The organism is Photobacterium sp. DA100, from assembly GCF_029223585.1.
Classification (GTDB): Bacteria; Pseudomonadota; Gammaproteobacteria; order Enterobacterales; family Vibrionaceae; genus Photobacterium.
The window spans coordinates 2,868,564-2,885,612 of the sequence record NZ_CP119423.1 but is presented as its reverse complement, the minus strand read 5'-3'; the positions used below and the strand labels follow the sequence as shown (position 1 = coordinate 2,885,612).

The window sequence follows — 17,049 nt, the reverse complement described above, 5'->3', positions numbered from 1 at the left end:
TTTCAAGTTTTTGTTTCTGGTTGCTACGGAAGCGCGCGGTTATGCAATTTTGTTGTTGCTTTCGGACTGTATCTATGAAGTACGATTATAGGCTGATAATCAGACGTCGTTCATGTAGAATTTTAATGATTTTGAATGGGGAAAAGGAATGGATGTGGCTGAACTAGGCCATGGAAATTCTAACTTTATATGGGACAGTATGTTTAATAAAATTTTAGTGGTTTGTGTTGGCAACATCTGCCGTTCACCGTCGGGTGAATACCTTTTGAAGCACCACTTGCCGAACAAGCACATTGCCTCGGCAGGTGTCGGTGCGTTGGTAGGTAAACCAGCTGACAAAACGGCTGCCGAAGTCGCGCTTGAGCACGGTATCAGCCTGGAGGGGCATGTGGCCCAGCAGCTTTCCAGCGAGCTTTGCCGCGATTACGATTTGATTTTGGTGATGGAAAAAGGCCATATCGAAGCGGTAACCAATATCGCACCGGAAGCGCGTGGCAAAACCATGCTGTTTGGTCAGTGGATTGGCCAAAAAGATATTCCTGACCCATACCGTCAGAGCCGCGAAGCGTTCGACTTTGCCTATGAGCTGATTGATGAGTCAGCCAAAGCGTGGGCAAAGAAGCTGTAAGTATGTTCTTTGGTGAGTTGAGGGGTTAACGTTAAATTTGTTGAGGCTGCTTCTGAGTAAAGAATTTGCAGGAAGTACGCCACCCGCAGAGCAGGTGGCGTTATTGGGTTGCTTGTTGTTATAGCGGAGCTTCAGCTTGCAGAACAATCAGCTTAAACTTCTCGACATCGACCAGGCCTTTCACCGACATTTTTCGCCGCCGCTCACCAGTCAGTGAGCGGCTATCAGGGCTTTAAGGTTTAATGGTACTGAAGTCCGTAAAGCGGCTGGTGTATAGCACGCTGTCCGGCTTGTCTTCTGAATCACCGAGAACAAGTACGCCAGGCACTGAGCTTGATGCGTCTATCGCATTGATTGTCCGGTCATGGTTTACGGTATAGAGAACATCATTGGTAAAGCCATTTGGCTCCTGCCAGTACCAGATCTGGGTGTTTCGCGCGAAGTCATCTCTGCAGTCTGAGCTTAGTGTCAACTGGCCATTTGCGGTTTCCAGACACTGGTTGATATTGGCAACGCTGCGATATCTCTTCTCCTGGTCGTAGATGAACGACTGAGACTTAGAGCCATCGACACAGTCTTTAAACTGCAGGCTGCTGTTGCCGACAACAGTCAGACACTGCGCATTCTGCTGGCTTAGGTAAGTCGATTTGATTGTAACCGCGTCAGCCCCCAGGAACCAGGGGCTGTTCCAGTCGACCGTCACGGTAAACTGATCAGAGTATGTCAGTTTTTCAAAGTCACGGCCGGTCTTCCAGTTTGAGTTGCTGTCGGAGTTGTTCCACAGCTGGCTGCCGGATGCGTAGCGGCGGCCAATGATCCAGCGGTTATGACCAAACAGCGCCAGACTGTCTACCGTGGTTTTGACCACGATGTCAGACGTGCCGCCGGTTCCTTCTTTTGCCGCAATTTTGGCGATAAAATCAGGCCGCAGGCCGCTGACTGCCAGCGAGTTGTTTTGCTTTAGCTTGTCAAAGTTCCACGGGTTACCACGGCGCTCATCGTAGTCCCAGCACCAGCCATCAGCGGTACCCAAATCACAGAAGCCGTGTTCCGGGTCGACAGCTGAACCATATTTGTTGTTCACATATTTGATGTTGTAGCCATCTTTATTGGTTTTCGCGATCAGCCCAAACTGCTTCTTATTGGTGATGCTGTATTTATCGCTGAAAGAGTACTCAATATCTTTGATTGGGATCTTGGGAGAAAAGCCCAGGCCGACTTTAATGCTGGTAGTGGTTTCTTTTTCGATTTTGGACTCGACCTGGTCCTGCATTCTCGGGTAGAGATCATTTAGGTAAATCTGGCCGGAAGAGAGTTTCACGCTGTCGTTAATCTTGATGCCGACATCGATAGCGTCCAGGTACTCTTTATAGACATAGTTGGTGTTGCTGTTGTGATCCCAGCGGCGGTAAATATCAGACCAGCTGTCGGCCAATCCCATATCGACCCCGGAACCCTCTGCCAGGATGATCTCAACATACTTGTCTTTATCGCCAGAGCGTGCGTAGAAAGGGGATTTGCTGTAATAGCGAATTTTGTATTTCAGCGTGACGTTTCCTTTCCCCTGCCTTTCGACATTGAAGCGTCTGTGGACGATAAACTCCATTACGTTGCCGCTGTCCTGAGAGACAGACCTTTTACTCAGGCTTCGCTTATTGAGCTCTGTTTCCAGACTGGATGCGATATATTCAGGGTCAAGCACATCAAGAAGATAGATAGCCCGCTTATCTATATCGCTAGGCTTTGTAACCAGCACATATTTACTGTCTACACCAAGCCCTAACAGCTCAGAAGTGAACGCTCTTCTCTCATCAACGCTTATTTCAGCCAGATTTAAGACGTAGTAATTACAGTTTGACGGAACGTTTTTTTCTGGGCTGTACAGGTGGCATTCTTGTTGGAAGTAGGCGGTAGATGACTGAATCAGATCCGCCACAGGGTCGGTTTGATCAAGGTTAGATGCATAACAAGCGGAACCGACTGCCGTCAGCAAACTTAAGGCGAAGAAAGAGCTCGAAACTTTTTTCATGTTATACCTTTATGTTTATTATTAGATATAAATCAATATTTTATGGGTTGTTTGCGTGAGAATGTTACTCTTATTTTTGCTGATGTATTCATGAGTTTTATGAATGTGTGATTTTGGTTTACAAAATAATCAGCCCGGGAACCTGGTTTTAATATATGAGAATGTGCTGTAGTAGGAAGTCGTTAATAATATTTATTTAATACGGCTGTCATTATTTCTGCTTCACCATAAAAAAGATCCCGCTAAAAGCCTATATAGTGGCGCCTTCTGTGTTTTGTAATTAGATTTTATGCCATTTAATTTATATGGCTTGATTATTATAAAACGATTAAATTCTCCCTAAATAAGAGACTCATTTTTGCTATAGATAGCCAGATCTATGCGTAAGAATACCAATGCCACCAGATTGACTGATGGCATTTGGGTTAATTGTCGCTATTGCGGAGCATCAGCTTGCAACTCAATCAGCTTAAACTTCTCGACATCGACCAGGCCTTTCACCGTCATTTTCAGCGACGGGATCACGGGCAGGGCGAGGAAGCTCATCTGCACGAAGGGCTCGGCCACGATGACACCAATATTTTTCGCTGCCACTTTCAAGGCAATGATGTGACTGGTAATCGCTTCTGAGCTGTCGAGGCTCATGATCCCGCCAAGCGGTAATTTGAGATCAGCGGTTACTGTACCGTCCTCGACGACACAGTAGCCGCCACCGATTGCAAGCAGGTGATTGATGGCCTGAGCCATGCTCTGCTCGTCGGCACCGATAGCGACGATATTGTGTGAGTCATGGCCGACGCTGGTGGCTATTGCCCCCCGATTGAGTCCAAACCCTTTTACTAATCCTACGGCGGGCGGCAATTGGTGGCCGTAGCGCTCGACGACCGCCAGCCTGTTGATGCCGGGCTGATCAAATTTCCGGCCGTTGTAGTAGCTAACAAGGTGGTTGGTCAGCAGCTCGTCTTTGATTATTTCAATGACATGGTAGTTGCCGGGTGTGAGGGGGATCGCCAGCTCATCGCTTGCAACAACGCTATGGCGCAATGTGGCTTGCAGCGGCGGGGCGGAGGAGTCCAGCTTATCTGAAACTAGTTCGTCCAGTTTCAGCTCGTCAACAAATTGGCCGCCGATCACGACTCGTTGGATATCGACTTGTTCCAGATCGGTGAGCAAGTTGATATCGGCCTTGTAACCCGGTGCAATCAGGCCAAGACGATCTAGACCGAAGTGCCGGGCTGCGGACCAGGAAGCGACCCGGTAGGCCAGGTGCGGCTTGATCTTATGCTGTTGGATCAGCCGTTTGACCATGTAGTTGATATGGCCCTCTTTGGCTATTTCGTGTGGGTTGCGATCATCGGTACACAGCAGGCATAGCGGCGAGCTGTAATCGGTGATCAAAGGTGCCAAGGCATCGAGGTTTTTGGCCACTGAGCCTTCCCGGATAATCACGGCCATACCTTTGGCTAGCTTCTCTTTTCCCTCCTGATAGTTGGTGGTTTCATGACAGTTCTGGATCCCGCTGGCTCTATACGCTGACAGCTCCAGACCGCTGAGTAGCGGACAGTGCCCGTCGATGTTTAGCTCGCCGAAGGCTGCCAGTTTATTGAGCATTGCCGGGTTGCCGCCGATCACCGCCGGGTAGTCCATGACCTCGGCCAGACCCAGCACATGGGGATGCTCGAGATAGGCTTCCATCTCCTCGAGGGTGAAGTCGCTGCCGTTGATATCCAGATCGGCCACAGCCGGTACGCAGGAGCTGATCTGGACAAACATGTTCTGCATCAGTAACTCACTGCAGCGCAGGAACCATTCGATACCCTGTTTGCCCATCACATTGACCAGTTCATGTGGGTCGCAAACGATACTGGTGGTACCGAGCGGCAAAGTGGTGCGCTCGAACTCGAACGGGGTCATGGTGGAGGTTTCCACATGCATGTGGCCGTCAATAAATCCCGGTACCGCAACCTGGCCATTGCAGTCGACACTGCGTTTGGCTTGCAATACCTCGGCCTCCGGACCGACAGCCGCAATATACCCTTGGTCAATGACGACAGGGCCGGGAAGTACCTCCCCGTTGACCAGATCGAGCACGGATAGGTTCGTCAGCTTCAGCTCCGCTTTCTTTTCCCCGCGTAGCACCGTTAGCAGGTGTTGCAACTGTTCCCGGCAGAGCCGTTGAGTGTGCTTGTGTTTTAAGTTCGACATCATCACGCCCCCGGTTAGTGACCATCGACAAAGACAAACTTGATAATGAACAGCAGGGCGACAATGGCTACACCTGGGTGGATTTCGCGCCAGCGGTTAGTCCCAGCCTTCATGACGCAATAGGTAATAAAGCCAGTGGCAATCCCTTCGGTGATTGAAAAGCTAAAGGGCATCATTACCGTGGTGATAAAGGCCGGAGCCGCTTCTGTCATATCGCTCCAGTTGACTTTTGCCAGTCCGGAGGACATCAGAATCCCCACGTAAATCAGTGCGCCGGCAACGGCATAGCCCGGTACCATGGCAGCGAGCGGCGAGAAGAAAATCACCACAATGAACAGCAGTCCGGTAACAATCGCGGTCAAACCGGTCCGGCCGCCAACGGCTACACCGGCAGAGCTTTCGATATAGGCCGTCACGGTCGAGGTTCCCATATAAGCACCGGCTACCGAGGTGACTGAGTCTGTCATCAGGGCTTGTTTCATGCGTGGGAAGCGGCCGCGCTCATCGGTGATACCGCATTTTTCGGTAACCCCTATCATGGTGCCTGAGCTATCAAACAGGCTCACCAAGGCAAAGGAGAAAATCACCCCGGCCAGGGCGATATCCAGAGAGCCGGCAATATCCAATTGGCCGAAGGTGCTCTCGATACTCGGAGGCATGGAGACAATCCCCGTGTATTCGACATCCCCCATCAAGGCAGCAATGGACGTCACTACGACAATCGAGATTAACACTGCGGCATGGATACCGCGTGAGGCGAGGATCACGATAATAAAGAACCCCAGTGCCCCGAGCACGCACTGCAGAGAGCTTAAATCGCCGACGGTGATCATGGTGGCAGGGCTGGCGACGACAATACCGGCATTGCTCAGACCGACCAGTGCAATGAGCAGACCGATCCCACTGGGAATACCAATACGCAGGCAGGAAGGAATGTTGCTGAGGATCCATGAGCGGATACCGAGAGCGGACATCAGGGTAAAGCAGACCGCACCCCAGAAAATGGTCCCCATCCCGGTCTGCCAGCTGATCCCCATGCCGACGACAACGGAAAAAGCGAAGAAGGCGTTAAGCCCCATGGCGGGTGCCAGGGCGATCGGTAGGTTGGCAACCAATCCCATGGCGATACAGCCAAAGGCACTGATCATACAGGTGACAACAAAGACCCCGCTAGGGTCCATACCGGCGGCCGATAGGATTTGCGGGTTAACAAAAACGATATATACCATCGTCATAAAAGTGGTGATACCCGCAATCACTTCGGTAGAAAATGTGGTGTTATGCTCGTTTAACTTAAAGCGACGCTCAAAGAAGCCGGACTGAGGGGGAACTTGCTGGTTGGGAATCGAGCTCTTCGGGAGCTCGTTGATGGGGGCACTGCTCTCATTGCTAGGCATTTCCATAATTGATTCCTTTTCTGTATTCCATCTAACAGATAAGCGCCTGCAACCATGTTCTATTGCCCAATTGTCTTGCTGTAGGGACTTGTTGTTTTGAATTGCTGTTAGGGTTGCCCATGGAACATGTGGCTGGTTTTCAGGTGCTGACGAATTTTAATTTGCTACCAGAGAATAAATGCATGTTTTTTGTACAGGACTATTGTAAGGAGATTGGAAGAACATCCGCGGCGACAGCGATCTCATTTCACTGGCTTTATTATTCCGCAAACTTCGGGTTTTGATGAATACCTAAATAGCATTGTTGACCAGAGTCACATGTCATACGGTAACGGGTACGCAATTTTTTGAAATATGAATTTGCCGCACTTTTTTGGATGCTGGTTAAGGTTTAATCATCTCAGTCGCCAATAAATTAAATTGAGGATAATGGAGTGGCATGACGACCCAGGTTAAATCGCGTGGACGTCCCAGGCAGGAGGTCGATCAACCCTGCAGTCAGCAGGCTATATTGGATACAGCCCGCCGGTTGTTTTTGAAACGTGCCTACAACAAGGTCACGACCCGTATGATCGCTCGGGAAGCAGGGGTAGATGTCGCGCTGATTGGTTATTACTTTGAAAATAAGGCCGGGTTGTACAAGGCGGTATTTGACGATATTTACGCGCCATTTTTTGCCAAACTGAACCAGTTGGAAAAAGCATCTTCGAACCGCAACACCATCGAAGAGCTGTTTATGACCATTTTTTACTTGGATATTGAATACCCGGAACTTCTGGGCATTATTTATAAAACCTTGGTGTTGAATGACGGCCCAAGACGTAGTTATATCGATAAGTCGATACTGGCCTACACCGATGCTTTTCATATCAAAATCTTTTCCACCCTCCAGCGCAAGGGCTTTATTGACCCCGACTTGGATGTCGATTTGCTCAAAGACAGTTTCAACGCGCTGGTGATGACGCCGTTTTTCTTTTATCCGCTCAAAATCGAAGATAGTTCGCAGCAAGAGACAATTGCATACCTGGAAAGTCTGTACCGGCAAAATATCCGATTGTTCCTCTATGGCTGTGCGGTGAGTGAATAAAACAGCGAACTGAGTCTATCTCGTTAAATATCACACAGCAGTCTCAAGCAAGCATCAAAAATACTGACCTTATTTCCCTATTGCGACCTTGGTGCCCCCAGCGAATGCGCCTATACCATGATGTTCGAAAGCCGATCTATAGCGCTGTTTCATATTGCGGGTTGGGTTAAGTTGAATAGGTAAGATCTATTTCCTCGCCTGGTGGGTTTGACCTTAAGGAGGGTAGGCTATGGTTCAATCTTTGGGCGCAAAAAGTGCAGTTGCCATTTCCAAGGAGCGGTTTGGGGGCTTGCTTTTGATAACTTGCTGCTTATTGGCATTTGCCTGGGCAACGCTTCACCTGCCGTCTTACACGGCCTTTAAAAATTACCCCCTTACCGATGGCGTTTCATGGCAGCTTTTTGTCAATGATTTGCTGATGGTGCTTTTCTTTTTGATGGTTGGCCTTGAATTAAGTAACGAGGCAAAGCATGGGGCATTTAGAACCCTGCGGGCCATTTTGCTGCCTTTTGCCTCTGCGTGCGCGGGGTTTATCTGTCCAGCGTTGATTTACCTGCTGCTTGTGGGCGGTGTGAGCTCACCCTTGGGCAATGGCTGGGCGATTGTCACCGCAACAGATATAGCGCTGGCGCTTGGCTTGCTCTCGTTGTGTAGCCGCGTGCCGGTGAGCCTGAAAATGTTCCTGCTGGCGGTGGCTATTTTTGATGACGTGCTCGCCATTATTACCATTGCGGTCTTCTATACCGCAACCGTTGAAATGGCTTATGTAGGTTTATCGGTACTGATCACCAGCTTGGTATGTGTCCTGTCTTACCTCCAAGTAAAAAGGCCATTGCTGTATGTGTTGCTGGGGGGAGCCTTGTGGTTTGGCTTGCTCCAAGCCGGTATCCATCCTGTCCTAGCTGGTGTGGTTATCGGAATAGCTTTAAGCCAGAGTGGGTGCGCAATTGACCACAAGACAGAGTCCATGTTGCAGTGGATAGTCACTTTATTGATATTGCCTTTGTTTGCCCTGTCAAACGCAGGTGTTTCGCTTTCTGAGGCGTTTTCTTCCGTCGCGTTTGATCCTGTGGTGGCGTATGTTGCGGTTGCGATGCTGATAGGCAAGCCCCTTGGGGTGTTTGGCGCGGTTTGGCTGGGTGTCAAACTCAAGTCTTTTGACTTACCCGAAGGGACGAATATGCTGATGGTCTTTGCTCTGTCTGTCTTTTGCAGTATCGGTCTAACGCTCTCCCTGTTTATTGGTGAGCTTTCAGGGTTGGAAAGTGATCATTACAAACTGGGAATTGTGCTGGCTGCCTTGGTGGCGAGTTTGATAGGCCTGACGTTAATGCAGTATGCAACTACCCAGGGGAGTGGCGTCATTAAGGCCGGAGCGGGTAAATGAGCATAATTGATGGCGGCCCACAAGCAATAGTAATGTCCAAGTTGCTTGAAAGGCCGCTCCGATATCAAATGGTAGTTGTATAGTTTGCCTCCTTCACGCTAGCGTTTTCCATTACGCAAAGTAGATAGGTGACTAGGCTGCGTGACATCATATTTGCCTGCAAGGAAATCTCGAAGGTAGTGGTAGTTCAACAGGTGCCCTGATCCTTTCTTTTCAAAAACGTTCCCTTTAGTTTTATCGGTCTCATGCAGTACACCCAGTCTTGCGACAAAGTCTCCGTCGTTGGCAAAATGTTCGGTGAAAGGTGATAGATAATTTGATGGGCCTTTCTGGTTACCAAATGAAGGATACTCGTCATGGGCAGAGGCAAACGTATAGACCTCAAGGTGATTGAGTAATGGGTCTTTGTGATGCTCCAGGATGAGTTTGCCTACGACATTAGAGAGAATGATCCCACCTTGGGAGTGACCAATAACGACAATTTTATGGTGATGATTGGTGTCGGTATTTTTATCGATGGTATGGACTTTCAGTTGCTGTAATTCATCCCAAATAAGGTTCTTGGCAGTTCTGGCAATATTGGTATATTTGTCGAAGTCACGCCCGGTGATGGCTTCAAATATATCAGGGAGCATGCCATTGGTTGGGTTGTGCAGCGGAGTAATAGGACGGCCGAAGACTTTGCTGAGCATGCGGGCATTTTCTTTTGCCATGTCTTTACTGGTGCAAATTCCATTGATGAAAAACCACTTTTCGTTGGGTGTCGGGTTTGGGTTATCATCACGATAGTTTTGTTCAGATAAGCACTTAATTTTTTTCTGTATCATAAAGGGGGACAGGTCAAAAGCGGCTTTCAATAAGGTGATGAGATAACTTGCGGTGTTCGGGTAGTTCTTGCGGTTTAACTCACTGTCTTCTCCGTAAAAAGGCTCAATTGGGTTGTCGCCTAAGGCTTTGGGCAGGGTGTGTATTTCTTTTAGGCCGCTGGATACGGTTCCTAAAAAAACGCAGACCTTTGAGCTATCCAGAGTATCAATGAGGTTATCTTTGCTTGTATCAATCTTACCAATAGCCTTCCACCAACAATAGGTAAGCATTTTTGTTGCCAAACCCGTCGATTTCCTTTCTTGAGTAATAGCTTCCATGGTGCACTCCTCTCGGTAGTGAGTCCCTATTTTATTAGGTATATGCATTCATCTTGATAAGGATAGAGTAGCGCAATAATGCGTATAAAAAATGAACGGGTATCGCTTTTAGAACAGGCTTGCTTACTTAAAGCTGAAGTGGCTATGCTCTGTCAAAGGTGAGTTTATAAGGCTGGATTTTTTGTGCATTTAGCGTGCTAACATGAAAATTAAACCAATTTTTGGCTGGCCGGTATTGAATTTTTTCAATACCAAAACTCAGATTTCTATACACGCTTAGCCAAAAAAGCGTTTGTCTCATTGAGCACGATTAATGTCTCAATGAGATTTGGGTGCTAATTAAGTTGCTGATTTGAAATGGCTTTTATGGGGTGTTTCGGGGGTGTCTGATAGCCCAGGCTATTTGTGGCGCTTGTTTTCATGATTCAGCAAGCATCATCAAAATAAAAGGATGTGACAGCCTCTCACATCCTTTCTCATTGCTACTTATAGACAGCTACTCTTTCACTCTGTGCTAGCGAATCGTGCGGCCAAATAGTTGAATTTCAATGAAGTTGTTCCAGTCGTTTTCCGTATTGCCGTTGCAGACAAAACGGATATAGCGCGCTGGTGGATTATCCATCATATAACTGGTCATTGCATCGCTGGTGATCTCTGTGGTGACTGACGCAATATCACTAAAGCTCACCCCGTCGGTACTGGCCTGGATAGTAAAATGGTAGGCTCGTTCTGCCGCTTTGCGCTGGGCCCATCTAATTTCCGCTAGTGCGTAGGTGTTATCCAGCTCGATAGTATACGTGACGCCTTTTCCTTCCCCCGACCAGCGGCTGTCGAAATCATCATCGATGGCAAAGTGGGCAGCCCCTGTTCCATTCGGGTTTTCTATGCTGGCCACCGCCGTGGTCGGCAGTAGTCGCATCGGTGCCGGGTCGGCATAAACATACAGCTCGGCCAGGTTCAGGTATTCCGTGGTATTCGGGTTGCTCTCGATGCGGACAAAGCGGGCTGGCAGTGACGCAAAATTCCTCGGCTCCGCTTCGAACAAGTAGCGGCTTTGGACCGGCAGGGCTTCCGAGCGCCATAGCTCATTACGGTCAGCATCTAACAGCAAGACGCTGGCCCCGTCTAGTCGGCTGTTATACCCGCTGCGGTTCACCAGTTGTATGGCATTGATTGCCGTTTCTCCCAGCAGATCGACTTCCACCCATTCAACCGACGCCTTGTAGGTATGCATGAAGCTGTCTTCATCACCGTCGACCAGGCGGTCAGCCGTATATGCCCCACCAGTCCCGGTATATACCGATGATGCCGTCGCCGGTTTACCCAGGGCAATATTGTCGCCGAACAGCGTTTCCAGCCTTTCGTTGCTCAGGCTTCGCAGGGTCATGTATTGCTCCCAGCTCAGGGGCTCGGCCAGTACGTTGCCGGTCGCGGGGAGGGCGATGGCGTTTTCCGGGATCCAGCCACCACCAATAGGCCGGCCGAATGTTTCGGCAATATAGATATTGTCTTTGTCCAGCCATTCATCCGGTACCTCTCCGGCGTGCGTTTCCGACGGGTAGGGGATATAGCCAGGTTGCTGCTCCTCTTTCATATATAGTCGGTATGGCTGCTGCCAGCTGCCGATATCCAAGAGCATGTAGGATGTCGAGCCGGCCCGAAACACACCACCGCCAAAGTTGATATCAAAGTGCTTGCGGGTACGCCCATCCAGCGCGGTGTCATCTAACTCGCCAAATTCAATATTGCCCTGAACCACCGAGGTGTGGGGGTAGTTCCAGCGTTTATGGAACTCGAAGTCGACCACATTGTTGGAGTAGGCGTTGGTTAGTGTCGATGTCCCTTGGCGCTCAGTCAACTGGTAGCCGATCTCCATCCCTTCAATATGCATATCGCTAAGGCGTATCGACCCGGCGTTGCCGAATTTTTTGATGCCGATACCACGCGGGGCGTCCAGATCACCGATGATCACAAAGTTACTGTAATCCACTGCGCCGGCATACCAGCGGTCGTCACCGGTTTTAATGGTATGGGCAATCACGCCATCAATATCGCCACTGGCTCTTTCGTCTTTCAGCGCGGTGGGGCCGCCATAGATGATTAGGTTTTCATAGAGTCCCCGGATGCCACTTTTTTCCATCAGCTCATAGCCGGTGACATACTCCTGGTCATCATACTTGGAGGTAAGGTGGGAGATCAGGCGGGTTTCAATGAGGTTATCCTCGGCGTTGTCGATAAGCTCTTTCCACTGATGGACACCAACGTGGGCAAAGCCGGCGGCAATGTTGCCGTCCATGCGGATCAGACGCGACTGAATCCAGTATCCGCTGCCGAAATGACCCAGATCTTTGCCTTGGCTGCCCAAGCCGTGACCGCGAACGCCCAAGCCAGACGTTTTGCTGCCTATGGTGTACATGGCGACATTGTTGTCAAAGCGGCCCAGCTCGTCACCGGCTTCGGCTGCAAATCCCGCCCCCATGGTATTGAATGCGACATTGTGCTCAAAGAGGCCGTAGCTGGAATGGTTGACGAATCCCCAGGCGACTGAGCCATTGACGGCATTGCCGAGCACATAGGCGGGCTGGCCAACGCCCCCGGCACGATGGAGGTGGAAGGGATAGCGGGCTATCGGGTTCAGGCCGATGGTGTAGTTACCCTGCTCGTCGACAAGGGTATTGCTCTGCCCCCAGCGCTTGTTGGTGCGCCCAAGGTTGTTGAAGGCGGCAAAGGCGACGTCGACAGCATTGGAGTGCATCATCATGATGTGGCCGCGCTTGGTAAACTCCTTGGTGTTGTATTTGTCATCATGCTTGATAAAGACAGCTTCGTTGCCCGGTGCCGTCATAAATACGACGTTGCGGCTCAGGTTAATGATGTGGGCTGTTAGAGTCAGGGTCTCCTTGCTATGCCTTGGCAGAATATGGTCGTGTTGCAACGGGGCATCCAGGGTGAGCGTTTTTCCCTGGATCGCGGCGATGCGGCGTTCCTCGTGTTGATCGTTGCTGGTACTTAGCCCGGCAATGACGATGTAGTCACCGACTTGCCAGTTGACTGGTGCCTGTTCGAGTGCAATGACACTCTCGCCGGCCATGGCCTGCCGGTACTCGGCAACTGGCGATTTTTCATTACCGTGTATTCTCACTGCGCCTATCGCAACCAGGCCGAGGCCGAGCTTGTAAGGGTCGAAGCGCGGATGGGATGGGTCATCGGTAATAAAGCCTAAATCGGCATAGTCCTTGAAGATCACTGTTGCCTGATTGGCTGGGGCGATGGGATTGCCGTGGCTGCCAATTTCCAGTAGCCCGTCACGGGTCACGACTATCGTATCGACGGTCATTTCGGTATCGAGCTGGGAGGCAAAGGCCAGGGTGCCATCGATACGAAGAGTATCGAGCTCATCCATGCTCTTGCCATCGAATACCACATGGTGGCTGGGAGAGATAATGACACGCGCCCCGTTTGAAGGGACATTGCCGCCCCAGGTCGCCGGATCAAACCAGGAGCCGGAGGTTGCCGAGACATGGGTCGCCTGTGCTTCGCTGACCATGGCCATAATGGCTTGGTGTTCACGCTGCATGTCTTCTCGTATCGGGTGATCATGGCTCGGTGCTAAGTTGGTAAGGTGATGGTGCTGTTCGGGTAAGCTGGCACTGGCCATAAACGACCAGCAAAGCAGTAATCCAATGAGGGGATGGGTAGTTCGCATAACGCTCCTCCTTGAGAGTGTATGGACTGCGGTTTTCCTCCGCCCCCGAAGGGGCGGCATGCCGAGGGGCTTAGCTCAAAAAGCCCAGCGTTTTCTGGTTGAAGTTCGCGAGGTTGGGGAACAGCAGTTCCAGTGCCTCGGTAGGGGCGCCAAACCAGTGGGCCAGTGTCGCGGCCACTTGATCGGCGGAGGTGGTTGGGATCATCCTCCCGTTGTTGTTGATGGACCAGTTGCCGTCATGGAGCAGATCCGGTATATCGCCGTAGTACCGCCCGCCGATAACCGCATCGCCCATTACCAGCTCGTGGCCCGCCCAGCCGTGCGCGGTCCCGCTCCCATTGGTAAGCTGCGAACGGCCGAAATCAGACATGGTAAAAGTGGTGACATTGCTGCCGAGCCCCGAGATATCGAGCTCGGTCTGCAAGGCCGCCAGCCCGTCTGCTAGTTCCTTGTAAAGCTTGTCATGGGCCGCCAGCTGGTTGTTGTGGGTGTCATAGCCGCCCTGTACCACGTAGAAGATCTGGCGTTGCTGGTTCAGCACCGCATTGCCCTTGATCACCTTGGCGACCATGGCAAGCTTGCTGGCCAGGGAAGTTTTGGGGAACGGGGTCGACAGCTCTGCTTCGAGCAACGGATCTAGCTGCGCGCCCGAGGAGAGCATCTGCTGTTTGATGAGGTTGATTTGCTGGCGGAATAAATTGCTCCGCTCGGCAGCCATATCATCCTTGAAGGTTTGCTCAAGCCCTGCGGCCAGGCCGAAGGCCTTGATGTTGGCGCTCTCAGACAACAACACTTGCTGGTAGCTGCTGGACAACAAGAAGTTGGTTTCCTCGCCGGTGCTGTAGGCTGGGCTAAAGTCGTAAACTGGTGAGGCTAATGTATCAAGCAATCTCCCGGCCCATCCGGTCGCAATATCGCCGCCAACAAAACCGCTTCTTTTTGCCGCCTGCATATCGGCATGGGAGCCAAGGCGGGAGATGGACGGTACGGCGTTGGCCTCGAAGGCCGCTCTGTCACCGGCAGCGATAAGATTGCCGGTGTTGATGATCGCGGTCATTTTTCCTTGGCTGAATAAATCCGCCAGTGGACCGAGGGCCGGGTGGGCGGCAAAAGCGAGATCCCCGTCCATGGCCAAGTTCACCAGCTGGCTTTTTTCTAATGCCAGTGCGCCTTTAGCGGCACTGTATTCATCGTAACGGGCAGGTAGGGTCGGGATCAGCATATTATGGGAATCATTGCCTCCTGCCAGGAACACGCAGACCAAAGCTTTGTAGTCGCCGCCGGCGGCCATGGCCAGGTTGCGCATGCCAATACCGGTCGATAATGAAAGCAAGCCTGCGGTGGCGATGGACTTTTTTAAAAATTCGCGTCTTTTCATTATCGTTACTCCTGGACCAAATACTCTGGTGAGGTGACGGTAAGCCAGATCATTCCTTTACAGCGAATACGCCCGTTGCTGGAGCCGATGGAGTCGGTGAACTGGCGGTAGGCAGCAAGCATGGTGTCGCTAATGGGGCGGTGGTAAAAGGTTTGTTCGAGGTAGGCCATTTGTTCGGCGAACTTGGAGACATGGCTGTTGGCATAGCAAGCCGAAATATCGACTTTGTTGTTTTCATCGACTTCCGGGGTGTCGTAGTTTTTATTCTGGGCAATCACATCGTGGAGGGTGTTCAACAGCGGCTTGAAGGTTGACGTGTTGAGCACCGTAAACTCGGGGGCTGCCAGACCGGCCTCTTTCAAGCTGCCATCGGGCACGTCTTCAGGACGGTAGAAGTTGAACACCGATGGCGAGCCGAGAGGAATTTGACCGTAGGCTTCGGCGGTATTGATATCCCGGTAATAGCCATCAAGGTTGCCGCGCATGGCCATCGCCCTGGCCAGATTGGTCATGACAATAAGCGGCTCTTTGAGTTTGTGAGCCTCGCCGTTGCGGGCCTCGGGATCTGTCAGTATCGCTTTGGCGACGGTGGCGAGATCGCCGCGAACTCCTTCGCCGTTGTTGCGAAAGGCGCTGGCAACCCGCTCGATGTATTCAGGCGTGGGGTTGGATGTGACCAGGCGCTGGATAAGGATTCGGCTTACAAACACTGGGGTATTGGGGTGGTTGAACAAGATGTCGATGGCGAGCTGGAGATCTTGCTCCGCCGACTGGCCTGCGGCAAAAGCCAGTCCCATGACCTGCTTGCTACCACTGTCGTGACGCTCCTCGTTGGGTGCCATGGCGGCAAAGAGTTCGCCGTTGCTGAGGTCGTCCCAGTCGCTGTTCCCCGCAAGGTGCCAGCCGGTCAATACCCGTGAGAATTCGCCGATATCGGCTTCGCTGTAAGTGGCTATCGGATCTCCGGCAGCTGTCCGATAGGGGCGACCATCAGGCTTCAGTTCGTCCAAACCGATGGTAAAGAGCTGCATTAATTCTCTGGGGTAGTTCTCGTTGGGGCGAATGCCGGCGAACGGGTTCTCCTGCTGGCTGGCAATGGCCGTCAGGTAGTATCCCATGGCAGGGTGGCGAGAAACATTGAGCAGTAAGGCGCGGTAGTTGCCTAGGGCGTGTTCGATCAATAGGTCGTAGTAGTCGGTTAATAGGCGGGGCTGCTGGCTCAGTGTCGCATCCTTTTCCGATACTACCAGTATTTGGCTGAGGGCAAAGGCTATGCGCTGGCGTAGCTGGTCCGGCGCATTGATACTTCTGTCCCACCAGACGCGATACCGGGTTTTAGCGCTGTCATCGGCACCATAGGCAAGATAACTGTCGTAGCGGGGCAAATGATAGCTGGGCTCGGTAGCCACCTGCTCGTCAAACCATAGCTCAAAGCCACTGGCGCTCAGTGCTGCTGGTTCGCCGACTTTCGGGCCGAAGGTGGCCTGGAACAGCAGTGATGCGGCTTGTTCGGTCGTCAGCGAAATCTCGGGTAGAACCGGTGCTGGCGAAAGGGGATCGATACGGGGGTAGGCCAAATTGCCCGAGGTATTGTTACTAGGTTCAACTATCCAGGTGAAGGGGCCGTAGGTACTGGCTTCGGTGCCGTCGGTTACCGTAAAGGTCACGCCTGGGTAATACCCCTCTGAGCCTGGAGGGGGCATACGGTCAGCCCATGGTTTGGCCCAGAACACGCCGTTGCCATTGACCCAGATAAAATCGGGTAGGTTTTCGCTGGACCAGCTTAGCGTTGCTTCACCATCGTAGTCTACCGGGATCACCCAGCGGTACTTTTCACCGACAACGCCTCTCGGTGGCTCAATATTTGAGGGAATTTCGAGTTTTGCATGGCCGGGGGCGGATAGGACAATAGGGATGCTGACCCATAACCATGAGCTAGCCTTAAATCGTTGCATTGCTGCCTCCTTTTTTAGTTATTTATGTAATTTTTAGCAGGCAATATGCAGCAGGTGATGATGTTTTATTGGTGGTGTGAATGTCTGGGCTGGGTATCACATTTGACGGCGGGGAAGTGCTTTCATGATGTC

10 protein-coding genes are annotated in these 17,049 nt (G+C 51.3%); 3 read left to right on the top strand and 7 right to left on the bottom strand.

The window, feature by feature from the left end:
- Nucleotides 1-199: 199 nt before the first annotated feature.
- Complete coding sequence (locus tag PTW35_RS13120) at nucleotides 200-628, top strand: protein tyrosine phosphatase (RefSeq protein WP_281025365.1); 429 nt, start codon at nucleotides 200-202, stop codon at nucleotides 626-628.
- A 232-nt stretch (nucleotides 629-860) separates the two neighbouring features.
- Here the strand turns inward: PTW35_RS13120 and PTW35_RS13115 are convergent, their stop codons facing one another.
- The 3 genes from PTW35_RS13115 to PTW35_RS13105 form a co-directional block, all read right to left on the bottom strand.
- A complete protein-coding gene (locus tag PTW35_RS13115) occupies nucleotides 861-2,657 on the bottom strand; it encodes an RICIN domain-containing protein (RefSeq protein ID WP_281025364.1) in 1,797 nt (598 codons plus the stop codon).
- 435 nt (nucleotides 2,658-3,092) lie between these two features.
- Nucleotides 3,093-4,865, bottom strand: coding sequence for an adenine deaminase (adeD, locus tag PTW35_RS13110; RefSeq protein WP_281025363.1), 1,773 nt, complete (start codon nucleotides 4,863-4,865; stop codon nucleotides 3,093-3,095).
- Between the two features lie 11 nt (nucleotides 4,866-4,876).
- Complete coding sequence (locus PTW35_RS13105) at nucleotides 4,877-6,265, bottom strand: NCS2 family permease (protein WP_044623925.1); 1,389 nt, start codon at nucleotides 6,263-6,265, stop codon at nucleotides 4,877-4,879.
- 433 nt (nucleotides 6,266-6,698) lie between these two features.
- Here PTW35_RS13105 and PTW35_RS13100 point away from each other — a divergent pair, with 433 nt between their 5' ends.
- Together PTW35_RS13100 and PTW35_RS13095 are read left to right on the top strand one after the other, a co-directional pair.
- A complete protein-coding gene (locus tag PTW35_RS13100) occupies nucleotides 6,699-7,346 on the top strand; it encodes a TetR/AcrR family transcriptional regulator (RefSeq protein WP_044623924.1) in 648 nt (215 codons plus the stop codon).
- Nucleotides 7,347-7,575: 229 nt separating this feature from the next.
- Nucleotides 7,576-8,733 (top strand): Na+/H+ antiporter NhaA, encoded by a 1,158-nt coding sequence (locus PTW35_RS13095; protein ID WP_281025362.1) that lies wholly within the window; start codon nucleotides 7,576-7,578, stop codon nucleotides 8,731-8,733.
- A gap of 98 nt (nucleotides 8,734-8,831) precedes the next feature.
- Here the strand turns inward: PTW35_RS13095 and PTW35_RS13090 are convergent, their stop codons facing one another.
- The 4 genes from PTW35_RS13090 to PTW35_RS13075 all read right to left on the bottom strand — a co-directional run bounded on the left by PTW35_RS13090 (nucleotide 8,832) and on the right by PTW35_RS13075 (nucleotide 16,917).
- Entirely contained in the window at nucleotides 8,832-9,878 is a 1,047-nt protein-coding gene (locus tag PTW35_RS13090; protein ID WP_281025361.1) for a lipase family protein, read from the bottom strand.
- Between the two features lie 514 nt (nucleotides 9,879-10,392).
- Nucleotides 10,393-13,584 (bottom strand): discoidin domain-containing protein, encoded by a 3,192-nt coding sequence (locus PTW35_RS13085; protein WP_281025360.1) that lies wholly within the window; start codon nucleotides 13,582-13,584, stop codon nucleotides 10,393-10,395.
- A gap of 70 nt (nucleotides 13,585-13,654) precedes the next feature.
- Nucleotides 13,655-14,962, bottom strand: coding sequence for a DUF1501 domain-containing protein (locus PTW35_RS13080; RefSeq protein WP_281025359.1), 1,308 nt, complete (start codon nucleotides 14,960-14,962; stop codon nucleotides 13,655-13,657).
- A 5-nt stretch (nucleotides 14,963-14,967) separates the two neighbouring features.
- Nucleotides 14,968-16,917 (bottom strand): DUF1800 domain-containing protein, encoded by a 1,950-nt coding sequence (locus PTW35_RS13075; RefSeq protein ID WP_281025358.1) that lies wholly within the window; start codon nucleotides 16,915-16,917, stop codon nucleotides 14,968-14,970.
- Between the last annotated feature and the right edge of the window lie 132 nt (nucleotides 16,918-17,049).